The sequence below is a fragment of the Microbacterium sp. zg-B185 genome (genome assembly GCF_030246885.1).
Taxonomy (GTDB): domain Bacteria; phylum Actinomycetota; class Actinomycetes; order Actinomycetales; family Microbacteriaceae; genus Microbacterium.
The window spans coordinates 127,285-150,483 of record NZ_CP126739.1; the positions used below are offsets into that span (position 1 = coordinate 127,285).

At 71.8% G+C, this 23,199-nt stretch carries 14 protein-coding genes; 9 read left to right on the forward strand and 5 right to left on the reverse strand.

Translation table 11 applies throughout. From position 1 onward, the window contains the following. The first annotated feature begins 47 nt into the window (after nucleotides 1-47). Together QNO12_RS00605 and QNO12_RS00610 are read left to right on the forward strand one after the other, a co-directional pair. Nucleotides 48-1,298, forward strand: a complete 1,251-nt coding sequence (locus QNO12_RS00605; RefSeq protein ID WP_257500848.1) for a D-alanyl-D-alanine carboxypeptidase family protein — start codon at nucleotides 48-50, stop codon at nucleotides 1,296-1,298. A 232-nt stretch (nucleotides 1,299-1,530) separates the two neighbouring features. After that, complete coding sequence (locus tag QNO12_RS00610; RefSeq protein WP_257500847.1) at nucleotides 1,531-2,694, forward strand: acyl-CoA dehydrogenase family protein; 1,164 nt, start codon at nucleotides 1,531-1,533, stop codon at nucleotides 2,692-2,694. Nucleotides 2,695-2,867: 173 nt separating this feature from the next. On the opposite strand, the gene QNO12_RS00615 is transcribed toward QNO12_RS00610, so the two are convergent. From QNO12_RS00615 to QNO12_RS00625, 3 genes are all read right to left on the reverse strand, one after another. Further along, nucleotides 2,868-3,719 (reverse strand): energy-coupling factor transporter transmembrane component T, encoded by an 852-nt coding sequence (locus QNO12_RS00615; RefSeq protein ID WP_374760999.1) that lies wholly within the window; start codon nucleotides 3,717-3,719, stop codon nucleotides 2,868-2,870. Then, complete coding sequence (locus QNO12_RS00620; protein ID WP_374761000.1) at nucleotides 3,716-5,533, reverse strand: ABC transporter ATP-binding protein; 1,818 nt, start codon at nucleotides 5,531-5,533, stop codon at nucleotides 3,716-3,718. The genes QNO12_RS00615 and QNO12_RS00620 overlap by 4 nt, the downstream gene beginning before the upstream one ends. A 167-nt stretch (nucleotides 5,534-5,700) precedes the next feature. Then, nucleotides 5,701-6,288, reverse strand: coding sequence for an ECF transporter S component (locus tag QNO12_RS00625; protein ID WP_308495350.1), 588 nt, complete (start codon nucleotides 6,286-6,288; stop codon nucleotides 5,701-5,703). A 90-nt stretch (nucleotides 6,289-6,378) separates the two neighbouring features. Between QNO12_RS00625 and QNO12_RS00630 the strand changes: the two genes are divergently transcribed. Continuing rightward, complete coding sequence (locus QNO12_RS00630) at nucleotides 6,379-10,134, forward strand: S8 family serine peptidase (RefSeq protein WP_257500846.1); 3,756 nt, start codon at nucleotides 6,379-6,381, stop codon at nucleotides 10,132-10,134. 33 nt (nucleotides 10,135-10,167) lie between these two features. Here QNO12_RS00630 and QNO12_RS00635 read toward each other — a convergent pair whose 3' ends face one another. Further along, the gene (locus QNO12_RS00635; protein WP_257500845.1) at nucleotides 10,168-10,524 is read right to left on the reverse strand and encodes a GNAT family N-acetyltransferase; all 357 of its coding nucleotides are present in this window, start codon (nucleotides 10,522-10,524) and stop codon (nucleotides 10,168-10,170) included. A gap of 100 nt (nucleotides 10,525-10,624) precedes the next feature. On the opposite strand from QNO12_RS00635, the gene QNO12_RS00640 reads away from it, so the two are divergent. Beyond that, nucleotides 10,625-13,138: a DEAD/DEAH box helicase gene (locus QNO12_RS00640; RefSeq protein ID WP_257500844.1), complete on the forward strand. Its 2,514-nt coding sequence runs from the start codon at nucleotides 10,625-10,627 to the stop codon at nucleotides 13,136-13,138. 10 nt (nucleotides 13,139-13,148) lie between these two features. On the opposite strand, the gene QNO12_RS00645 is transcribed toward QNO12_RS00640, so the two are convergent. Beyond that, complete coding sequence (locus QNO12_RS00645; RefSeq protein ID WP_257500843.1) at nucleotides 13,149-15,893, reverse strand: ATP-binding protein; 2,745 nt, start codon at nucleotides 15,891-15,893, stop codon at nucleotides 13,149-13,151. A gap of 113 nt (nucleotides 15,894-16,006) precedes the next feature. On the opposite strand from QNO12_RS00645, the gene QNO12_RS00650 reads away from it, so the two are divergent. From QNO12_RS00650 to QNO12_RS00670, 5 genes are all read left to right on the forward strand, one after another. Next, entirely contained in the window at nucleotides 16,007-17,086 is a 1,080-nt protein-coding gene (locus QNO12_RS00650; protein WP_257500842.1) for a class I SAM-dependent methyltransferase, read from the forward strand. Between the two features lie 32 nt (nucleotides 17,087-17,118). Beyond that, nucleotides 17,119-18,369, forward strand: coding sequence for a glycosyltransferase (locus tag QNO12_RS00655; RefSeq protein ID WP_257500841.1), 1,251 nt, complete (start codon nucleotides 17,119-17,121; stop codon nucleotides 18,367-18,369). Next, nucleotides 18,369-19,241, forward strand: coding sequence for an alpha/beta fold hydrolase (locus QNO12_RS00660; protein WP_257500840.1), 873 nt, complete (start codon nucleotides 18,369-18,371; stop codon nucleotides 19,239-19,241). The genes QNO12_RS00655 and QNO12_RS00660 overlap by 1 nt, the downstream gene beginning before the upstream one ends. A 55-nt stretch (nucleotides 19,242-19,296) precedes the next feature. Next, the gene (gene recQ, locus QNO12_RS00665; RefSeq protein ID WP_257500839.1) at nucleotides 19,297-21,306 is read left to right on the forward strand and encodes a DNA helicase RecQ; all 2,010 of its coding nucleotides are present in this window, start codon (nucleotides 19,297-19,299) and stop codon (nucleotides 21,304-21,306) included. Between the two features lie 67 nt (nucleotides 21,307-21,373). After that, complete coding sequence (locus tag QNO12_RS00670; RefSeq protein WP_257500838.1) at nucleotides 21,374-23,047, forward strand: formate--tetrahydrofolate ligase; 1,674 nt, start codon at nucleotides 21,374-21,376, stop codon at nucleotides 23,045-23,047. Nucleotides 23,048-23,199: the final 152 nt, after the last annotated feature.

The following is a 23,199-nucleotide window of genomic DNA, read 5'->3' on the forward strand; positions in this document are numbered from 1 at the left end:
CGGCGAAGTGCTCGACCGGAGCCGCCGGGCAGGCAAGAATGGACCACGTGACGGCACCCGAACCGCACGCTCCCCCATCGACTCGTCGCGCCGCACGGTTGCAACGCGCACGGGCGCTCGAACGCGCGTTCGGCGCGCCGCGGGACACCGCCGACCCGCGACGCTCGGCGTTCGCGCGGGCGGCGATCGATCGACCGGCGACCCCCGTCCGCGTCGGCGCTGCCGCGCGACCGGCGGCCCCGGTCAGCCGCAACGAAGCCAAGACGGCGAAACTGATGAACCCCTCCGACCCGCAGCCGCGGCACGCGCGTCGCAGATCGCCGCTCCGAAGTGGGGTGGTCGCCGGCCTCACCGTCGTGGCCTCGCTCGTCCTGGGGTCGACCGCCACCGTGACCGCAGCCGTCACCGGTGACCAGATCGTCGCGGCGCCCGTCGCCAGTGCAGCCCCCGCGATGATCGTCGGCCGCGTCGTCCCGAAGATCGCACCCACGCCGGAGGCGCCTACGGCCCTGCCGCTGCCGGCGCCCGCTCAGGCGATCCCGACGCCCCTGGTCGCTGCCGCGCCGGTCGTGGTGGAGCCGTGCGCGTTGCACGCGTTCGCCGATGCGCTGGCCGTGCGCGACGACACCGCCGCGGTCGCCGCCATCGGCGGCGCCGAGGACTTCCGGCGGGCGGTGGCCGGCGGACTGGCCCCGTGCGTGGACCTCGCCGACCCGGCGCGGCTGTGGACCGTGATCAACAAGACGCGTCCGCTGACTCCGCTGGATTATCGGCCCAGCGCGCTGGCCATGCCGCAGGGCGTGCGCAGCGTCGAAGGTGGATCACTGCGCGCGGATGCCGCAGCGGCGCTGAGCGCGATGGTGGCCGCGGCCGCGGCGGTCGGCGTGGGCGAGATCGCCCTGGAGAGCGGTTTCCGTTCGCACACCACGCAGGAGACCAGCTACGGCAACCAGGTCAGCGCGCAGGGCGTGGAGCTGGCCGATCTTTCCAGTGCCCGACCGGGCTTCAGCGAGCACCAGTCCGGGCTGGCGGCCGACGTCGTCGCGTGCGCGGACGGCTGCGGCACGCTCGACGATCTGGCTGCCAGCGCGCAGGGCCAGTGGATCACCGCGCACTCCTGGGAGTTCGGGTGGATCACCCGATACGAGGACGGATCCACGCCGATCACCGGGTATTCCCCTGAGCCCTGGCACCTTCGCTACATCGGACCGGAGCTGGCCAAGGCCTACCACGACGGCGGTTGGCACACCCTCGAGCAGTTCCTGGGGCTTCCCCCCGCTCCCGGATACCTGGGCTGACCGCAGAACTGAAGGCAGGGCGCGCCGCGCAGGTCCGGGACACCTCCGGCCCGCCGAGGCACGGGTTGCGGCATCCCACAAATCGCGGTACCCAGTACCGTCACTCTCGGGATGCAATGTCACAGGGGTTCGGGTCGCGCCGTGAGTGGTGACCTAGAATCGCCAGCGGCGACGGGCCGCGCAGCCTCTCAGAACGGCCCGGCCACCGACGTTTCAAGAAGGGCAGGCGCACATGGAGCGCAACATCTACGACGAGGATCACGAAGCGTTCCGCGATGTCGTGAAGGAGTTCGTCAAGCGGTACGCGACGAACGAAGCCCGCGAGAAGTGGGATGCCGACGGCGAGATCGACCGCGCGACGATGCTCGCGGCGGGAGAGGCCGGGATCCTCGGCCTCAGCGTGCCGGAGGAGTTCGGCGGCGCCGGGATGCTGCAGGACTACCGCTTCCGCGCCGTCGTCAGTGAAGAGACGATCCGTGCGGGTGTGGGTTCGCTCGCCGGTGCACTGGGCATCCAGGACGACCTGGCCGTGCCGTACATCGTCCACATGGGCACGCAGGCGCAGAAGGAGAAGTGGCTGCCGGGCATGGCCACCGGCGAGATCCTCGGCGCCCTGGCGATGACCGAACCCGGCGCGGGCAGCGACCTGCGCGGCGCGAAGACCACCGCCAAGAAGGTGGAAGGCGGGTACGTCGTCAACGGCGCGAAGACCTTCATCTCCAGCGGCAAGACCGCCGACGTCATCGTCACCTTCGTCAAGACCGGCGAGGGCAACCGCCCGGACGCCTTCAGCCTGCTGCTCATCGAGAACGGCATGGCCGGCTTCGACCACGGCAAGAAGCTGCAGAAGATGGGCTTCCACGGACACGACACCGCGGAGCTGTCGTTCACCGACGTCTTCGTGCCCGAGGAGAACCTCATCGGCGGCGAAGAGGGCAAGGGATTCGTACAGCTGATGATGAACCTGCCCCTGGAGCGCCTCTCGATCGGCGTGGCCGCCGCGGCCGCCGCCGATGCGGCGTTCGGGTGGACGGTCGACTACACCAAGAGCCGCGAGGCGTTCGGCGAGCGGATCATCGACTTCCAGAACACCCGCTTCCGCCTGGCCGATGTCGCCACCACGGTTGACGTGCTGTGGGCGTACGTCGACCGCGCGATGCTTCTGTACAAGGACCGCAAGCTCACCGCCGAAGAGGCCGCGAAGGTCAAGTTCTGGACAACCGAGCGCGAGTGGGAGGTCCTGGACATCTGCGTGCAGCTGCACGGCGGATACGGCTACATCACGGAGTACCCGATCGCCCGGGCGTTCCTCGATGCCCGCGTCCACCGCATCTACGGCGGCACCAACGAGGTCATGCGCGACATCGTGAGCCGGCAGATCGCGGGCAAGCGCTGACAGAACACCGGATGCCGCGACCTGCGCCCCTGCGGCCCTGCGCCCCTGCGCCCTGCCCCTGCGGCCCTGCTGCTCGCCTGTCACGACACGCCCGCGCGTGTGGCAGATCGTGACAGGGGAGCGGGAGGGGGGCGGAGCGGGGGTTGGGGCGACAGGGGGCGGAGGGGGTGGGGCTACCGGCCGGGGGGCGGCAGGAAGATCCAGGCGATCGCCGCCGAGGCCGCCAGGAACAGCACGATGAACACGACGTCGCGCGCGCGGAATGGGACGAGGTGGCGTTCGGTGCGGTCGGGGTAGGCGCCGAAGGCTCGCGCGTCCATGGCCAGCGCCACGCGCTCGGCATGGCGGATGGCGCCGGCCAGCAGGGGCACGAGGTAGCCGCTCCAGCGCGCGATCCCGGCGAGCGGTCCTCGGCCGCCGTGCGCGCCGCGCACCCGGTGCGCCTGGCGGATGACATCCAGCTCGTGGCCGAACCGCGGCACGAAACGGAATGCGGCCAATGCCGTATACCCGATGCGGTAGGGAACCCGCAGTTGCTGGACGCAGGCACGCACGAGGTCCGGTCCGGTCGTGCTGAGCCCGGCGATCAGGGTCAGAGCGACGATCGCCGCGATGCGCAGCGCGGTGGCCATGCCGATCAGCAGCGCGCCGCCGTACAGCTTCCAGGACCCGACCTGCCAGAGGACCACGCTGTGATCCACGTGCGCGGGGTCCGTCCACAGCGCGAAGCCGAAGCCGATCGCGACCGCGCCGAGCGGCAGGGCGAGCAGAAGCAGGACGACGAGCCGCGGAGTGAACCTCACCCCGACCAACAGCAGCGCGTACGAGACCACGAGGAATGCCAACGGGATCGCGGCATCACGTACGAAGACGAGCAGGACCATCGCCGGTACCGGCGCCAGGAGCTTGGCAAGTGGGTTCAGCCGGTACAGGAAGCGCACCGGTGCGGCGGTGACGGCATCCGCATACGGGTCGAGCGTCGCGTGCGGCGCCTGCGCCGCGACGAGGGGGCCCGTCGCCGTCACGCGATGCCCCCGGTGTCCACGCCGCCGGGCAGATCGGACAGCCGTGCGATGCCGTTGAGCTCGGGATGCCCGGACAGGCCCTGCAGCGCGCGCCCGAGCGGCGGGAGCCGCAGTCCCGCGCGGTCGATCACCTCGGCGTCGGCGAACACCTCGGCGGTGGGGCCGTGCGCGAGCACGCGCCCGCCGGAGAGCACGATCATGCGGTCGGCGTACTCCGCGACCAGCTGCATGTCGTGGGTGACCACGAGGATCGTCGTGCCGTCGTGGTTCAGTTCCCGCAAGAGGCCGAGCAGCTCGTCGGCGCGCGCGCGGTCCTGACCGAACGTCGGTTCGTCCAGGGCGAGGACGGGAGCGCCGGCGACGAGCGCCGTGCCGACGGAGAGACGTCGCTTCTGGCCGCCGGAGAGGAGGAACGGGTGCGTCTGCGCCTTCGCGGTCAGACCGAATCGAGCCAGAAGAGCATCGGTGCGGATGCGGACCTCGTCCTCGGGCAGATGGCGCAGGCGCAGTCCGTGGGCGATCTCGTCGAACACGGTGTTCGCGATGAACTGGTGCTCGGGATTCTGGAACACGAAGCCCACGCGTGCGGACAGGGTGCGGGCGTCGGCCCGGCCGATGTCGATCCCGTCGACGTGCACGGTCCCGCGCGGGGGCGGGATGACGCCGGCAAGTGCCTGGATGAGGCTGGTCTTTCCCGCGCCGTTCGCCCCGACCACCGCGACGAACTCGCCCGCAGCGATCTCCAGGTCCACCCCGGAGAGCACGTCGCTGCGACCGCGGCGGACAGTCAGCCCGCGGACGGAGATCAGCGGCGCCGCCGGCCGGGTCCGGGTGTTCGACTCCGCATCCTCGGGATGCTCGGATGCCGGAGCCGGCGCATCGACGCGCGGGTCGGTCGCGCGCGGCTCGACCACGGTCGCGTCACGCTCGGCGTCGGCCGCGCGCGGTGCGCAGTCGTCCCCGGCGGGCCGCACCGGCTCCGCCTCCAGGGCGGCGCGCAGCTCGCCCGGAGTCAGCGGCAACGGATCCAGGACGTAGCCCGCGCGGCGCAGCCGCAGGGCGGCCAGCGCCGATGTGGGCAGCCACACCCCCATCGTGTGCAGTTCCTCGGCGCGCTCGCGCAGCACGGCATCGATCGTCCCGTCCGCGACGAGTCTTCCCTCCTGGTCGAGCACCACTGCGCGGTCGACGAAGCCGACCACCGCGTCGAGGTTGTGCTCAACGAGGAGGATGGCCCGGTCCCCCGCCGCGATCAGCTCGGCCAGCGCTTCGTAGACCTCCTCGATGCCCCTCGGGTCCAGGTTGGCGGTGGGTTCGTCCAGCACCAGCAGCGGCGATCCCATCGCCAGGGCGCAGGCGATGGCCAGCCGCTGGCGTCCGCCGCCGGAGAGGCGATCGGGGTTGTCCGCCCGGCGCGCCCACAGCCCCACTCGCCGCAGCGCCGCCTCGGTGCGGGCGAGCACGTCGGCCACCGGCATCCGGAGGTTCTCCGGTCCGAACGCGACCTCGTCCAGCACGGTGCCGGTCACCAGCAGCGCGTCGGGGTCCTGGAACACCATGCCGACGTGCGTGCTGAGCTCGGCAACGCTCGTGGCGGATGCCGCCAGACCGGCGACCTCCAGCGTGCCGCGTACGTCCGCGGGGAGGGCGTGCGGGATCAGGCCGTTCAGGGCCAGCGTGAGCGTGGACTTTCCGGAGCCGCTCGGCCCGAGGAGGAGCACGACCTCGCCCGGGGCGATGTCGAAGCTCACCGATGCCGGCGTGGGCGTCTGTTCTCCCAGGTGGGTGATGCCGAGATCACGCACTCTGAGCAGCGGAACGGACGGGTCTGCCCCGGCGGAACGCGCGGGAGCGGTGCTGCCGCCGGGACGTGATGCCTGCGCCGCGGCGGAAGATTCTCGCTCGGTTGCGGTCACGGGTCTTCCCAGGGGAGGTAGCTGAGTGCTTCCTAACTTAGCCGACCCTTACCAGCGCGTGACCGTCAGCGGCGAGTGGAGCGCGCGACGCCGGCGCGTCGCAGCGCCGCCCCGATCGCCAGCCCGACGGCAGTCCACAGGACGGGGCCGAGCAGGAAGAGCGCGATGTAGAGGATCTGCCCCCACAGCACGAACCGCGAGACATCCGCCGCGAACCAGATCGGCACGGCGATGAGCACACCCACGATGACGGCGGAGAGGATGAATCGCCAGGACTCCCACCGTCGGTACCGCCCGAGGGCGGCGATGCCCTCCTGCAGCAGGCCGATGAGCAGAGCCGTGCCCACGTAGCGCCCGATCCACAGCGGAACGACCGCACTGGCGACCAGAGCGGCGATCATGTGCGTGATGAGGGCGACCCACGGTCGGCGCAACAGTTCCTGCGCCACCACGCCCGGCAGGACGTGGATGGCCAGGACCAGGCCGTACAGGATCGGCGCACCGGCGGAGACGAATCCGCTGATCGCACCGGCGCCCGCGGACAGCACGCCGGTGGCCACGCCGATCGCGGCGCAGGTGAGCAGGACGCTCGTCGAGATTCGGGATGCCGGGGTCACACGCTCAGCGTAGTGCGGGCCGCTCCGCTCGCTCACGTCGCCCCTTTCCCCACGCATGCCCTGGGGTTAGGTTGTCCCCAGTTGCAGCGATGCGACGCAACTGAGCCTCAGTCGAGGGGGTTCGCCATGGTTCGGTGGGCGACGTGCGCAACGGTGTGCGTCGTGGTCGGGACCCTGCTGGCAGGCCCGCCCGCGTTCGGTGCCGCGCCGGTGGACGAACCGATCGCCCCCGTCCGGATCGATTCTCCGACCGGCTCGTACATCGTCGTCCTCGACGAGGCGCCGGTCGCCACCTACGAAGGCGGCGAGCCCGGTCTGGCGGCGACCATGCCCCGCGACGGCGAAAAGCTGGATCCGCACTCGGCCGAGGTGCGCAGGTATGCCGCGTTCCTGGCCGAGAGGCAAGCCGCCGTCGCGAGCGAGGCGGGGGTGCAGGCTGCCGCGACGTACATGATCACGCTGAACGGGTTCAGCGTGATCATGTCACCCGCCCGGGCCGCGCGGGTCGCGGTCACCGAGGGCGTCCTGGCGGTGTACCCGGACGAGATCCTGCGCCCGGACGCGACGACAGCCACCGACGCTCCGCGTCAACCGGCACCGGACGACGACCCGGACTCGCCCGACCCGGACTCGCCCGACCGGGACTCGCCCGACCCGGACTCGCGCGAGGCGGACTCGCCCGACCCGGACTCCCCCGACCCGGACTCCCCCGACCCGGACTTGCGCGAGGCGGACTCGCCCGACGCCGATTCGCCCGACGCCGATTCGCCCGACCCCGGCGACGCGGCGGGAGCCGGCGTCGTCGTCGGCGTCATCGACACCGGGATCGCGCCGGAGAATCCCGCGTTCGCGGGCGACCGGCTGCGGAGTGGCAAAGGGGCGGAGCCCCATCTCGTCGGCGACACGGTGGTCTTCGCGAAGGCCGACGGGCGCGAGTTCCGCAGCGAACGCTCCAGCGCCGCGGGATGGACGGACTCCGACTACTCGACCAAGCTGATCGGCGCACGGCATTTCTCCGCCGGTGCGCTCGCCGCCGGATTCTCCTTCGACCACGACACCCTCTCGCCGCGTGACGCGGAGGGCCACGGCTCACACGTCGCCGGTATCGCCGCCGGCAACGCGGCGGTGCAGGCGTCGGCGGGGGACATCGACCTGGGCGTGCTGTCGGGAATGGCCCCGGCAGCGAAGATCGCCGCCTACAAGGCCTGCTTCACGGGCGGGGATCCGCTGGCCGCAGCCGATGACGTCTGCGTCGGCAGCGATGTGGTCTCGGCCGTCGAGCAGGCGGTCGCCGACGGTGTCGATGTCATCGCCTATGCCGTCGGCGGTCGGGCCGAGGGCGGTCGGGCCGAGGGCGGCCGGGCCGAGGGCGGCCGGGCCGAGGGCGGCGGGGCCGAGGGCGGCTGGGGCGTCGAGGACATCGCCCTCTACAACGCGGCGGTCGCCGGCGTCTTCGTCGCGGCCAGCGCGGGCAACGCCGGCCCGGGCGCAGCCACCACCGCGGGGCGCGGTGCGCCGTGGTACACCACGGTCGCGGCATCCACCACCTCGACGTTCGAGGCGACCGTGCAGCTGTCCACCGGGTTCCAGGCCCTGGGCGTGTCGATGTCCCTGCCTGCCGGTGCGGAGGTCACCGGCCCGGTCCGGTACGCGGGCGATGCCGCACTCGCGAACGCGGCCGACGCGAACCTCTGCTATCCGGGGACGCTGGACCCGGCCGTGGTGTCCGGGGCGATCGTGATCTGCGACCGGGGCACGAACCCACGGACGGAGAAGTCGCAGGAGGTGTCCGATGCCGGGGGCATCGGAATGATCCTCGCCAACGTGACGCCGGACTCGCTGGACAGCGAGCCGCACGCGGTGCCGACCGTGCACATCGACGCCGGCGACCGTGCCGCGCTGCAGGAGCAGCTCGCGGGCGGCACCGACATCACCGCGACGCTGATCGGCGCGAACGCGACGCAGATCGATGCCGGGACGCCGCAGATCGCGGGGTTCTCCAGCCGGGGGCCGTCGGCCACGGACCACGACGTGCTCACCCCGGATGCCGCGGCGCCCGGCGCGGGAATCCTGGGGGCGGGCCCCGACAGTGCCAACGGGGACCCCACGTGGAGCATCGCATCCGGCACCTCGATGGCGGCTGGGTACACCGCGGGGGCGGCGGCCCGGTATCTGGGCGCCTTTCCCCGCGCCACTCCCGATGAGATCAAGTCCGCGATCATGACCTCCGCCGGCGACACCGCGCATGCGGACGGATCCGCGCACACCGACCCGTTCGCGCAGGGCGCGGGGCAGGTCGACGCCATCGGTCTGCTCGATCCCGCGCTGCTCTACCGGAGTGGACCTGCCCAGTGGGCGGGCTACCTGAAGGGGCGGGGTCTGGTCCGCTCCGACCTGCCCGCGCGGGCGGGCCGGGACATCAACCTGCCGTCGATCACCCTCGGCGGCCTGGCCGGCGAGCAGACGGTCACCCGCGCACTGACCGCCACGCGTCCAGGCACCTACCGGGCCGCGGCGAGCATCCCGGGCGTCGACGTCACGGTGCAGCCTGCGGCGCTGAGCTTCGCGCGGGCGGGCGAGACGAAGGAGTTCGCCGTCACCATCGCCAATGTGCTCGCCCCCGCCGAGGTGTGGGCGACCGGGTTCCTGACGTGGAGCGGCGAGGACGGCACCTCGGTGCGCTCGCCGCTGGCCGTCCGACCGGCAGCCGTGGATGCCGAGCCCGTCGTCTCGGCGGAGGGCATCGCCGGGAGCATTGAGGTGACCGTGCAAGCGCAGGCCGACGGCGTGATCCCCCTCGACGTGGTCGGCCTCGCGCCGGTGGAGCTGCTCACGGACGGATCGGTCCCCGGTCATTCCGGAGACCAGGACTCCGGTGACGAGAACGGGAACGCGGGGTGGGTCGTCCAGGTGCCGGAGGGGTCGTCGCTCGCGCGGTTCGCGCTCCGCGGATCGGATGACAGCGACCTGCACCTGAGCGTGTACCGGCTCGTCGGCCCCGCCGACGCGCGCTATCACGAGCGCTGGACGCCGGCCGTGGGGGCAGCGGACGAGGTCACGCTCCCCCACCCGGCCGCCGGCTCCTACCTGGTCGTGGCGAACGTGCGCGAGGCTGCAGGGGCGATGACGTGGGACCTGACCGCGGCGGTCGTCCGCCCGGATGGCGCGCGCTCGCTGACCGCTGCGCAGGACGAGCTGTCCGGCTGGGCCGCTCGCACCGCCCGCTACGCACTGTCCTGGCAGGGGCTGCTCCCCGGCACCCGGTATCTCGGAGCCGTGACCTACGGCGACACCGATGCGCAGACCGTGGTCGAGATCGACGCGGGAATGCCCCCGCCGCAGACGCGCACGGCGCCCGCGATCGTGGGCAATCCCCGCGTCGGGGATACGCTCACCGTGTCGCCGGGCGCGTGGGAACCGGACGCGGTCGATCTCGCCCACCGGTGGCTGCGCAACGGGCAGCCGATCCCCGACGCGGACGGCGCCCGGTACCGGGTCACCGCGGCCGATGTCGGCGCCGCGCTGTCCGTCCAGGAGACCGCCTCCCGGCCCAGCAACGTCAATGCCGGCACGGCCGTGAGCGACGAGGTGATCGTGAAGGCCGGCTCCTCGGTCGAGGTCACCATGCGCCCGTACCGCGGCACGACCGCGGAAGGGTACGCCGTGACCGTGGACGTGAGGACCGCGCTCGGCGCGCGGGCGGAGGGCTCCGTGGTCGTCCGGGTCGATGCGACCGAGTACACCGGCACACTCGCCGAGGGCCGCGTCACCTTCACCCTTCCGGCGCAGCAGACCGGCATCCACGTCGTCGTGGCCGAATACGCCGGCAATGCTCAGGTGGAGGGGGCGACCGGCGTCTCCGGGTTCGTCGTGGTGCGCTGAGCGGGGGACACCCGGAGGGGGCGCCCCGCGGCATCACTGCGCCGCGCCGCGCGCTTCCGGCCAGTCCACCTGCAGCCCCGGGACGTCGTTGCCTCGCAGGTAGCGCATCACGAAGGGGCAGCGCGGAACGACCGTCTCGCCGCGACCGGCGACATCGGTCATCGCCTCTCCGACCAGCAATCCCCCGAGCCCCCGCCCCTCCAGGGAGGGATCGACCTCGGTGTGCAGGAACTCCATCCGGCCGCGGGAATCGGGCGCGAACTCCGCGAATCCTCCGAGCACGTCGCCGAGCCAGATCTCGTACCGGCTGTCCTGGTCATTGCGCTGGACGCGCGGCTCCGCATCTGCGGTGGGGGTCGTCTCGGCGCCAGTGGCGGGATTCGTGGTCATGTCCGTCCCTTCGTCCTGCATCGGTGTGTCCGTGGGTGCAACGCACGGCTCGGCAGGGCATTCCGGCGGATCGCACGCCGCGGCCTGTCAGACTCGAGGGATGCCGGCTTCCCTGCGCGACAGCATCCCGGTCGGGGCCGACCCCGACGCGGTGTACGAGGCGTTCGTCGGATGGGCCGCCGCCCAGGGGCTGGCGCTGTACCCGGCGCAGGACGAGGCGGCGATCGAGATCGTCTCCGGGGCCAACGTCATCCTGTCCACGCCGACGGGCACCGGCAAGTCCCTCGTCGCGGTGGCCGCCCACGCCGCCTGCCTGGCACGCGGCGGGCGCACCTACTACACCGCGCCGATCAAGGCGCTCGTCAGCGAGAAGTTCTTCGCGCTGGTGGACATCTTCGGTGCCGAGAGCGTCGGCATGGTCACCGGGGACTCGTCGGTCAATGCCGACGCGCCCATCATCTGCTGCACGGCCGAGATCCTCGCGAACCTCGCGCTGCGCCAGGGCGCGGACGCGAACGTCGACCAGGTCGTGATGGACGAGTTCCACTACTACGGCGACCCGGACCGCGGCTGGGCGTGGCAGGTGCCCCTCCTGCTGCTTCCGCGCGCGCAGTTCGTGTTGATGTCGGCGACCCTGGGCGATGTGACCGGCATCGCCGCCGACCTCACCCGACGCACGGGTCGCGAGACCGCCGTCATCACCGGCGTCGAGCGGCCGGTGCCGCTGCACTTCTCCTACGCGCGGACCCCCGTGCACGAGACGGTGGAGGAACTGCTCGAGACCGGCCAGGCTCCGATCTACATCGTCCACTTCTCGCAGGCCGCAGCGATGGAGCGCGCCCAGGCGCTCTCCAGCGTGCGCATCGTCAGCCGCGAGCAGCGGGACGCCATCGCGGAGGCGATCGGCGGCTTCCGCTTCACGACCGCCTTCGGACGCACGCTGTCCCGCTACGTCCGGGCGGGCATCGGGGTCCATCACGCGGGCATGCTGCCGCGTTACCGGCGACTGGTCGAGACGCTCGCGCAGCGCGGGCTGCTGCGCGTCATCTGCGGCACCGACACCCTCGGCGTCGGCATCAACGTGCCGATCCGCACGGTGCTGATCACCGCGCTCGCGAAGTTCGACGGGCAGCGGATGCGGCAGCTCAGCGCCCGCGAGTTCCATCAGATCGCCGGCCGGGCCGGTCGCGCCGGATACGACACGGCCGGGACGGTCGTGGTGATGGCACCCGAGCACGAGATCGAGAACTCCACCGCGGTCGCCAAAGCGGGGGATGACCCGAAGAAGGTCCGCAAGATCGTGCGCAAGAAGGCGCCGCAGGGATTCGTGAACTGGGGCGAGGCCTCGTTCGAGAGACTCGTCGCCGCGGAGCCGGAGCCGCTGGAGCCGCACCTTCAGCTCACCGCCGCCATGCTCATCAACGTGATCGCGCGCGGAGGCGACGTGTTCGCCAACGTGCGCTCCCTGGTGTTCGACAATCACGAGCCCCGGGCGCGCAAGTACGAACTGGCGCGCCGCGCGCTGGGGATCTTCCGCACCCTGGTCGCCGCGCAGGTGGTCGTCGCCGACCCGGACGGCCGCATCCGACTCACCGTCGACCTGCAGCCGAACTTCGCACTCAACCAGCCGCTGTCCCCGTTCGCGCTCGCCGCCATCGGGCTGCTGGATCCGGGGGACGCGCCCGATGCCGCCGGCACCGGGCACTATGCGCTCGACGTGGTCAGCGTCATCGAGGCCACTCTGGATGACCCGCGGCCCGTCCTCTCGCAGCAGCAGTTCCTGGCGCGCGGCGAGGCGGTTGCGGCGATGAAGCGCGAGGGGATCGAGTACGACGAGCGGATGGAGCTGCTCGAGGAGATCACATATCCGAAGCCGCTCGAAGCGCTGCTCGCGCAGGCGTTCGAGGTGTTCGCCTCGAGCCAGCCCTGGGTGCGCGATTTCGAGCTGTCGCCCAAGTCGGTCGTGCGGGACATGTTCGAACGGGCACTGTCGTTCGCGGAGCTGATCCAGGTGTACTCGCTCGCCCGCAGCGAGGGGCTCGTGCTGCGCTACCTCAGCGATGCGTACCGGGCGATCCGCCAGACCGTTCCGACCGATGCGCAGACGCCGGAGCTGCTGGACATCATCGCGTGGCTCGGTGAGCTGGTCCGCCAGGTCGACTCGAGCCTGGTGGACGAGTGGGAGAGCCTGATCAACCCGGTGATGACCGACCCGACCGCGCCGGTCGTGCCGCCCGCCCCGCCGTCGGTGCTGACGAACCGCCGCGCGTTCCTCGTGCTGGTGCGCAACGAGCTGTTCCGCCGGGTGCGCCTGGCCGCCCTGCAGCGCGACGACGAGCTGGCCGAGCTGGATCCGGACGTGGACTGGTCGGCGGCCCTGGACGCGTACTTCGACGAGCACGACGAGATCCTCACCGGTGGAGCGGCGCGCGCGCCGCGACTGGTCACCGTCGATGAGACGGATGCCGCGGCATCCGGCGTCTGGAAGGTGGAGCAGACGATCGACGACCCGGCCGGCGACCACGACTGGCGCATCCGCGGCGAGGTGGACCTGGCCGCGTCCGAGGAACAGGGCGCCGCGGTCGTGCGCATCACCGAGGTGCTGCGCCTCTAAGCGGAGCCGCTCAGCGATCGGCCCCCGGCAGCAGCGTGGACAGCGCCTCGCGCGACGAGATGCCGAGCTTCGTATAGACCTTCCGCAGGTGGTATTCGACGGTCTTCGGGCTGAGGAACAGCGCGGCTGCGGCCTCCCGCGTCGTGCGGCCCTCGGCCAGGAGCAGACTGACCTGCAGCTCCTGCGGAGTCAGGACGGCGACGGGATCATCGCCGGCGGCTCTGACGTGCTCGCCGGTCGCGGTGAGCTCGGCGGCGGCGCGGTCACGCCACAGGCTCGCACCGAGCTCGGCGAAGCCGTCGAGGGCCTCACGCAGCGGTCGGCGGGCGTCGCTGCGCCGCCCGGCACGTCGCAGCCTCTCCCCGTAGGCGAGTCGGGTGCGGGCGGCCTCGAAGGCGTCCAGGGTCTCGGCGTGCCGGTCCAGTGCCCGCTCGAACCACGTGTCGAACTCGTCGTCCGCCGCCGCGAGGCCCATCGCCCGCGCCGCCCGCGCGCGCGCCCAGGGCTGCCCCTTGCGATCGGCGCGCACACGGAATTCCGCGGCGACGGATGCTGCGTCTGCGCGCCTCCCGAGACGTGCCAGCGCGTCGGTCAGTTCGGGCGCGGGCGAGAGGTCGACGTCGTCCAGGCGCAGGCGTTCGAGCAGTTCCGCGAGCCCGGAGAGGTGCGCGAGCGCGCGGTCGGGGTGCCCGAGCGACAGCTCCAGGTCGCCCAGGGCCAGGCCGACCCACACTTCGCCGACGTGGATGTCGCGCGCCGCGCACAGCAGGCGTGCCTCGGCTCCGTGCGCGCGGCACGCGTCCACGCGCCCGGCCCGGGCCTCGAGCCGGGCGAGTCCCGCGAGGGACATCGCCAGCTCCGTCGTCTGACCCGTCTCGGACGCGAGGCGGATCGCCTCGCCGAAGTTCGCCTCCGCACGCGGCCAGGAGGCATCCGTCGTGGACTGGTCGACCGCGACGTGGAAGAGCACGGCGGGCAGGGCTCCGATCCCCGCAGCATTGCGCACGTCGTCCACGAGCGTCCGCAGGCGCGCACCGCTGGTCGCATCCCGCAGGAACAGCGGTGCGAGCAGCAGCCACGACAGCCGGCGCGGGTCGTGACCGAGTTCCGGATCCGTCTCCAGCAGCGGCACCGCCGCGCGGATGTCGTCGGCGCCGCCGCTGCCGGCAAGGGTGCGCGCCATCCCCGTCGCCATCAGCCCCAGCGCCAGCGCGCGCGGCCGGGTCACGTCGGCCCGCAGCGCAGCGAGCCGCTCGCCGAGTCCCGCTGCCGTCCGTGCGTCGCCGAGGTAGAAGGTCGCGTGCACCGCATCGGCCAGGGCGACCGTCGCCGCGTCGGCGTCGTCCGCGCGATCTGCGGCGGTGAGCAGGATGCCCAGTGCCTCGCGCAGCGACCCCGTGCGCGCGGCGATCGATGCGCGCAGCTCGCTCTCGCGCACATCGTAAGTCGCCGCCTCTGGCGAGGCGTCCCGCTCCCGCTCGTCGAGCAGCGCGATCGCCCGCCTGCCGTCGCCGGCGATCCACGCGGCATCGGCCGCGCGCAGGAGGCGCTCAGCGCGGTCCTCGGCCTCGGGAGAGAGCCGGGCCGCCCGCTCGAACGCCCCCGATGCCACCGCGTAGGCCGCGCGCGCCACGGCGTGCTCGCCCGCCTCCGCCAGCAGGTCGGCGACCTCCTGATCCGGATGCCACGTCGCCTCCGCCAGATGCCACGCCCGGCGATCGGCATCCGTTCGCGGTGTCGCGTCCGCCGCGGCGCGGTGTGCCGCATGGCGCTGCTGCATCGACGCACCGGAATAGACGGCGGAGCGCAGGAGCGGATGCCGGAACTCGACGCGCCCGCCCTGCACCGTCACCATTTCCGCAGTCTCCGCGTCGCCGAGACGCGCCGCATCGATCCCGTGCGCAGCGCAGGCGGCTGTGATGAGGCGAAGGTCCGTGCCGCAGACCGCCGCGACCAGCAGCGCGGCGCGGCAGTCGACATCCAACCGCTCCAGCCGACGCCCGAACGTGTCTGCGACGACACGGGGGACGCGCAGCGGGAGCCCGGTCTCGACGCTCTGCACCACATCGAGGTCGGCGGCGCGCAGTTCGAGCAGCGCGAGCGGGTTGCCTTCGGTCGCTCGATGCAACAGCCCCACCTGCGCGTCGGACGGACCGCCCCCCGTGACGTGCGACAGCAGCGCTCGCGTCGCCGCCAGGTCCAGCCCTTCGAGGGACAGCCGCGGCAGGCCGATGACGACCTCGTCACCTTCGGGGGTGCGCACGCCGAACAGCGCGGCCACGGGGTCGGCCGTCAGTCTCCGCGCGGCGAAGACGAGAGCATGGGCGGAGGGTGCGTCGGCCAGCTGCAGGTCGTCGACGAGGACCGCGACCGGCTCCTCCTCCGCGTAGCGGCAGAGCAGGCTCAGCACCGCAGCGCCGATGGCGAACCGGTCGCGGGCGTCGTCGCCGTGGCCGCCGGGGAGCGCGAGCGCCGCGGAGAGCGCGGTGGCCTGCACGGGCGGGATGCCGTCGAGCGCACCGAGAGCCGGCCGCACCAGCTGAAGCAGGGTCGCGAACGGGATCTCCCGCTCGGACTCGAGTCCGGTCGCGCGCAGCACCCGGATGCCGGGCTGCCCCGAAACGGCATTCTCGAGCAGTGCGGTCTTGCCGACTCCGGCCTCGCCCGTCACCGCGAGCACGCCGCCCGTGCCCAGGCGGGCGGCGGCCATGAGCCGATCGATCGCCTGCTGCTCGGCCTGCCGACCCACCAGCATGCCCCGAGTGTAGAACTGCGCGCAGGACTAGGGGGGTCCCCGGATGCGGCGACCCTGCGCCGCTTCGTACGGTCGAGGCATCCATCGGCAGCACTGACAGAAGGAGCCGAACCATGTCCGTCACCACCGAACCGACCCAGATCGACACCGACAAGCTCATGAGCTTCGTCTTCCGTGCCGTCGATGAGGTCGGAGCGACCCTCAATGCGGCGCTCGTCGTCATGGGCGACAAGCTCGGATACTACCGGGACCTCGCCGCCCACGGTGCAAGCACCCCCGCACAGCTGGCCGAGCGCACGCAGACCGCGGAGCCGTATGCCCGCGAGTGGCTGAACGCGCAGGCCGCGGGCGGCTACGTCCACTACGACCCCGAGACCAAGCGCTACACGCTGCCTCCCGAGCACGCGCTCGCGATGACCGATCCGGACAGCCCGGCGTTCCTCCCCGGGCTCTTCCAGATCGCGCTCGGCACCGTGCACGACACCGAGCACATCATCGATGCCGCCCGCAGCGGTGCGGGGTTCGGCTGGCACGAGCACGACACCGACGTGCACATCGGCTGCGAGCGGTTCTTCCGCCCGAGCTACCACGCCCACCTCGTGGACTCGTGGATCCCGGCACTGGACGGTGTACAGGAGAAGCTGACGGCGGGGGCACTGGTCGCCGACGTCGGCTGCGGGCACGGGGCATCCACGATTCTGCTCGCGCAGGCTTTCCCGCAGTCGAGGTTCGTCGGCTTCGACTACCACCGGGAGTCGATCGAGACGGCGAAGGCGCGCGCCGAGGAGGCCGGCGTGGCCGACCGGGTGCGCTTCGAGGTCGCGTCGGCGCAGGAGTTCGCCGGTCGCGGCTACGACCTCGTCGCCATGTTCGACTCGCTGCACGACATGGGCGACCCCGTGGGCGCCGCCCGGCACGTGCGCGAGGTCATCGCCGACGACGGAACGTGGATGATCGTCGAGCCGATGGCCGGCGACCACGTCGAAGACAACTTCAACGCGGTCGGCCGCGCGTACTACGGGTTCTCGACGCTGCTGTGCACGCCGTCCTCGCTGTCGCAGGACGTCGGCTTGGCGCTCGGCACCCAGGCGGGACCCGCGCGCATCCGCGATGTCACCGCAGCGGGCGGCTTCACGCGCTTCCGCACCGTCGCCGAGACGCCCTTCAACCGCGTGATCGAGGCGAGGCCCTGACGTCCGGCGGAGGAGAGGAGCACACTGGGGGGATGGCGACGATGGGTCGAAGCCACACCTGGGTCCGGGCGCAGCGACGCCCGCGACGAGCGCTGTTCCTCTCCTCCCCGATCGGGCTCGGCCATGCGCGACGTGATGTCGCGATCGCCCAGGAGCTGCGCCGGATCCACCCGGACCTGCAGATCGACTGGCTCGCGCAGCATCCTGTCACCCGGGTGCTGGCGGATGCCGGTGAACCTGTGCACCCGGCATCCGCTCTGCTCGCGAACGAATCCGCGCACATCGAGGACGAGTCCGCGGATCACGATCTGCACGCCTTTCAGGCAATCCGGCGGATGGACGAGATCCTCGTGAACAACTTCATGGTCTTCAACGACGTCGTCGACGAGACCTACTACGACCTCGTGATCGGCGACGAGGCGTGGGACGTCGACTACTTCCTGCACGAGAACCCCGAGCTCAAGCGCTTCGCCTTCGCGTGGCTGACCGATTTCGTCGGATGGCTGCCGATGCCGGCAGGTGGGGATGCCGAGGCCGCGCTCACCGCCGACTACAACGCCGAGATGCTCGAGCAGCGGGCGCGCTACCGGCGGCTTCGCGACCGCTCGATCTTCGTCGGGAATCCGGAGGACGTCGTGGACGAATCGTTCGGGCCGGGGATGCCGCGCATTCGCGACTGGACGCGCGAGCACTACGACTTCGCCGGGTACGTCACGGGGTTCACGCCTCCGTCCGAGGAGGAGCGCGCTGCGGTGCGGGAGCGGCTGGGATTCGGACCCGACGACCTGCTCTGCGTCGTGACCGTGGGTGGGTCGGGTGTGGGCGATGCGCTGCTGCACCGGGTGATGGACGCGATCCCGCTCGCCCGGCGACTGCTGCCGTCGTTGCAGTTCCTGGTCGTGACCGGCCCACGCATCGATCCCTCCTCGCTGCCGCGGCGCGGTGGCGCCATCGTGCGCGGCTTCGTGCCCGACCTCTACCTCGCGCTCGCCGCGTGCGATGTCGCGGTGGTGCAGGGCGGGCTGACGACCTGCATGGAGCTGACCGCCGCCCAGCGTCCCTTTCTCTACGTCCCGCTGGAGAACCACTTCGAGCAGAACTTCCATGTGCGGCATCGGCTCGAGCGCTACGGCGCCGGCACGTGCCTCCGCTATGCCGAGGCGAGTGCTCCCGACGTGCTCGCTGCGGCGCTCGTCGCGGGGGTCGGGCGGGAGGTGCGGTACCGCCCGGTCGAGGTCGACGGAGCGGCCCGCGCCGCTGCGCTCCTCGGGGAGCTGGTCTGATGCGCGCGCTCTCGCCGGTGCAGAGCGGCTTCGTCGACCGGGACGGCGTCGCGATCCACTACGAGGTGTACGGCGAGGGGGAGCCCACCGTCTACCTCCTCATGCCCAACACCATTGTGGAGAGCCGCGGATGGAAGGCGCAGGTGCCCTTCCTCGCGCGCTCCTTCCGCGTCGTGGTGAGCGACCCGAGGGGCAACGGCGGCAGCGATACCCCGGACAGCTCCGACGGCTACGCCGACCGCCTGCTGATCGACGACGCGTGGGCGGTGCTGGACGCGGTCGACGCCGACCGCGCGGTGCTCGTGGGGCTGTGCTCCGGCGCGGGCTATGTCGTAATCATGGCCGCCGAAGACCCCGACCGCGTCCTCGGCATCTGCGCGATCAACCCCGGACTGGAACTGAGCCCGCCGCTGCCGCACAAGGTGGCCTTCGACTTCGACGCGCCCCGGGACTCGTACGAGGGCTGGCAGAAGCTGAACAGTCAGCACTGGCTGCAGGACTGGCCGGACTTCGCGCGATTCTTCTTCGGTGAGATGTTCCCCGAGCCGCACTCCACCAAGCAGCGCGAGGACGGCGTCGGCTGGGCGATGCAGACCAGCCCCGAGGCGATGATCCTCGCCCGATGCTCAGCTCCGTACCCGGGCAACGAGCCCGACACCGTCGCCGCCGCCCGCGCCCTGCGCTGCCCGGTGCTCGTGATCAGCGGCTCCCTCGACCGATGCCAGAACCCGATGCGCAGCCTTCGCCTCGCCGAGCTCACCGGCGCCGAGCACGTCATCATCGACGGCGGCGGACACCTCCCGCAGGCGCGCGACCCCGTGAAGGTGAATCTGATGCTGCGCGATTTCGTGCGGCGGGTCGCAGGGAGGTGAGGGGGGCGGGTGCCGCGGGGGCTCGGCGTCGGGGGACGCGGCTACCCTGGAGGGGATGAACATCCCACAGGGCGACCCGTACGCCGACCTCGCGTGGGACCTCGAAGAACTCCCCCCGCCGCCCGACGACGAATGGATGCCTCCCCTCGAGGATGAGGGCTTCCCTCCGGCGCGCCGGGCCGCGGGATCGGTCGGTCCTTCCACGGCTCGAGGCGGCTCCGCTGCGCCGCGTGCCACGCCCTCGCGCTACGCGACCGCGGCCGAGGCGCTGCACACGGTCTTCGGCTACGAGACGTTCCGCGGCAACCAGGCGCCCGCGATCGATCAGATCGTGCAGGGCGGGGATGCTGTCGTCCTCATGCCCACGGGCGGCGGAAAGAGCCTGATCTACCAGATCCCCGCGCTGGTGCGACCGGGCACCGGTCTGGTGGTCAGCCCGCTGATCGCTTTGATGCACGACCAGGTGGACGCGCTGGTCGCCAACGGCGTGCGCGCCGCGTACCTGAACAGCACCCAGGCGGCGCCGCAGCGCGCGGCGGTCGAGCGGGCCTACCTCGCCGGCGAGCTGGACCTGATCTACGTCGCCCCCGAGCGGCTCTCCAACGCATCGACCCGGTCGCTGCTGCAGCGCGGCACGCTCAGCGTCATCGCGATCGACGAGGCGCACTGCGTGTCGCAGTGGGGACACGATTTCCGCCCGGACTACCTCACGCTCGGCGACCTCGGGGACCAGTTCCCCGGCGTGCCCCGCGTCGCGCTGACGGCGACCGCGACCGACGCGACCCACCGCGAGATCACCCAGCGACTGCGCCTGAACGACGCGCAGCACTTCGTGGCGAGCTTCGACCGGCCCAACATCCAGTACCGCATCGACCCCAAGGTCGAGCCGCGCAAGCAGCTGCTGGCCTTCATCCGCTCCCAGCCGGAGCGCTCCGCCGGCATCGTGTACGCCCTGAGCCGCAAGAGCGTGGACCAGACCGCCGAGTACCTGCGCACGCAGGGCATCGACGCGCTGGCGTACCACGCGGGGCTGGACTCGTCGATCCGTGCCGCCCACCAGTCGCGGTTCCTGCGCGAGGACGGCGTCGTGATGGTCGCCACGATCGCCTTCGGCATGGGCATCGACAAGCCCGACGTGCGCTTCGTCGCGCACATCGATCTGCCCAAATCCGTCGAGGGCTACTACCAGGAGACCGGTCGCGCCGGTCGCGACGGCGAGCCCGCGGTCGCCTGGATGGCGTACGGCCTGGGCGACGTGGTCCAGCAGCGGCGGATGATCGACCAGTCGCCGGGGGAGCGCTCGTACAAGATGCGCCTCGGGCAGCACCTGGATGCGATGCTCGCGCTGTGCGAGACGGTGGGATGCCGTCGGCAGAACCTTCTGGGCTACTTCGGCGAGGCATCCGGGGCCTGCGGCAACTGCGACACCTGCCTGGAGGCACCGGACACGTGGGACGGACTCGTGCCCGCGCAGAAGCTGCTGTCCACGATCGTGCGACTGCAGCGCGAACGCGGCCAGGCCTTCGGCGCCGGGCACCTCGTGGACATCCTGCGGGGGGCCTCGACCGACCGCATCCGCCAGCAGGGCCACGACGGCCTGTCCACGTACGGCCTGGGAGCCGATCTCAGCGACCAGGACTGGCGCAGCGTGATCCGGCAGCTTCTGGCTCGCGGCATCCTCGTCCCGAAGGGCGAGTACGGCACCCTCGCGCTGGGCGAACCGGCCGGGTCGGTGCTGCGCGGGGAGACCCCGGTGCCGCTGCGCCGCGATGTGCTCGGCCGCACCGGCGGCGGTGCGCCGCGGGCGCGCAAGGCCGCGGCCGCGGACGCGCTGGAGGCCGGGGACCGACCGCTGTTCGAGTCGCTGCGCGAGTGGCGGGCCGGGGTCGCGAAGGAACAGGGGATGCCGGCATACATCGTCTTCGGCGACGCCACGCTGCGTGCCCTGGCCGAGCAGCGTCCGGCCACACTCTCGGATCTGGATGGCATCACCGGCATCGGCGCGAAGAAGCGCGAGGCATACGGCAGCGCGGTCCTCGCGGTGATCGCGGGCGTCGCACCGTAGGCTGACCGCGAGGACCGACGAAGGTCCGCGGTCTCGGGCCGGCACGGCCCCTGGGGGAGGTTCGACGATGAGCCTGAGCAACATCGACATCGCGCAAGCGGCGCGCATGATTCCGATCGGTGAGGTCGCCGCGCGGCTGGGCATCCCGGACGAGAGCCTGGAGCCCTACGGCCGCTACAAGGCCAAGGTGGCGCTGGAGTATCTCGCCGCGATCCGCGAGCGCCCGCAGGGCAAGCTCGTGCTGGTCACCGCGGTCTCGCCCACGCCCGCAGGCGAAGGCAAGACGACCACGACCGTCGGACTGGGCGACGCGCTGACCCGGATCGGCGAGCGCGCCATGATCTGCCTGCGCGAGCCCGCGCTCGGGCCGGTCTTCGGCATGAAAGGCGGTGCGGCGGGCGGCGGATACGCCCAGGTGGTGCCGATGGAGGACATCAATCTGCACTTCACCGGCGACTTCTCCGCGATCGCGGTGGCGACCAACCTGCTCGCCGCGATGATCGACAACCACATCCACCACGGCAACGCCCTGGACATCGACGTGCGCCGGGTCACCTGGCGGCGTGTCCTGGACATCAGCGACCGCGCGCTGCGCGACGTGATCATCGGACTCGGCGGGCCGGGCAACGGCTACCCCCGCGAGTCCGGCTTCGACATCGTGGTGGCCTCCGAGGTGATGGCGATCTTCTGCCTCGCGACCGACCTGCGAGACCTCCGCGAACGACTCGGGGACATCGTGGTCGGCTACACGCGCGATCGTCGAGCGGTGCATGCCCGCGAACTCGGTGCGCACGGCGCGATGACCGCGGTGCTGCGCGACGCGCTCGCCCCCAATCTGGTGCAGACCCTGGAGAACACCCCCGCCTTCGTCCACGGTGGACCGTTCGCCAACATCGCGCACGGCTGCAACTCGTACCTGGCGACCAGCTCTGCCCTGCATCTGGCCGACTACGTGGTCACCGAGGCGGGGTTCGGCGCGGACCTCGGGGCGGAGAAGTTCGTCGACATCCTGTGCCGCACGACCGGGCTGCGCCCGGCAGCGGCCGTGATCGTCGCGACCGTCAGGGCGATGAAGTTCCACGGCGGGGTGGAGGTCGCAGATCTGGCGACCGAGGACGTCGCGGCGCTGGAGCGGGGCACCGTGAACCTCGCCCGGCACCTGCAGACCGTCCGCGAGACGTTCGGTCTGCCCGCGGTGGTGGCCATCAATCATCGCGCCGAGGACACGAATGCCGAGGTCGATGCGCTGGTGGCGGCCGTCGAGCGGCTGGGGGCGGTGGCCGTCGTGGCCACGCACTTCGCCGAGGGCGGCGCGGGCGCCGAACAGCTGGCCCGCGAGGTCGTCCGCCTGTGCGCGGAACCGTCGGATCTGGGGTTCACCTACCCCGACGACGCGTCGCTGTGGGAGAAGATGCAGGCCATCGCCACGCGGATCTACGGAGCCTCGGAGATCACCGCCAGCACCGCCGTGCGGGCGCAGATCCGGCGCCTCGAAGAGGACGGGTACGGCCGGTACCCGGTGTGCGTCGCCAAGACCCAGTACTCGTTCTCCACGGATGCGAAGCTGCGCGGCGCGCCCACCGGGCACGCGGTCGACGTGCGCGAGGTGCGGCTGGCGGCGGGCGCACGCTTCGTGGTGATGGTCTGCGGAGACATCATGACGATGCCGGGGCTGCCGACGGTCCCCGCCGCGATGACCATCGACGTCGATGAGGACGGACGGATCGTCGGACTGTTCTGACGCGGTGATACCGACGGGACCCGCACCCGCCGCATCGGACCCGGTGCGCCGCCGCTGTCGGGAGGGCACAATGACCCTGGTCGGCCACCACCCCCGGGCTTGTGCAGATCGTCTAACGGAGTTTGCCGCGACTTGGAGGAGTCCTACGGTCG

Bases quoted from the DNA above. Each gene is read 5' to 3' on its own strand.
- recQ (WP_257500839.1), top strand. From the start codon at position 19,297: ATGAACATCCCACAGGGCGACCCGTACGCCGACCTCGCGTGGGACCTC.
- QNO12_RS00670 (WP_257500838.1), top strand. From the start codon at position 21,374: ATGAGCCTGAGCAACATCGACATCGCGCAAGCGGCGCGCATGATTCCG.
- QNO12_RS00630 (WP_257500846.1), top strand. From the start codon at position 6,379: ATGGTTCGGTGGGCGACGTGCGCAACGGTGTGCGTCGTGGTCGGGACC.
- QNO12_RS00610 (WP_257500847.1), top strand. From the start codon at position 1,531: ATGGAGCGCAACATCTACGACGAGGATCACGAAGCGTTCCGCGATGTC.
- QNO12_RS00655 (WP_257500841.1), top strand. From the start codon at position 17,119: ATGGCGACGATGGGTCGAAGCCACACCTGGGTCCGGGCGCAGCGACGC.
- QNO12_RS00650 (WP_257500842.1), top strand. From the start codon at position 16,007: ATGTCCGTCACCACCGAACCGACCCAGATCGACACCGACAAGCTCATG.
- QNO12_RS00660 (WP_257500840.1), top strand. From the start codon at position 18,369: ATGCGCGCGCTCTCGCCGGTGCAGAGCGGCTTCGTCGACCGGGACGGC.
- QNO12_RS00635 (WP_257500845.1), bottom strand. From the start codon at position 10,524: ATGACCACGAATCCCGCCACTGGCGCCGAGACGACCCCCACCGCAGAT.
- QNO12_RS00640 (WP_257500844.1), top strand. From the start codon at position 10,625: ATGCCGGCTTCCCTGCGCGACAGCATCCCGGTCGGGGCCGACCCCGAC.
- QNO12_RS00645 (WP_257500843.1), bottom strand. From the start codon at position 15,893: ATGCTGGTGGGTCGGCAGGCCGAGCAGCAGGCGATCGATCGGCTCATG.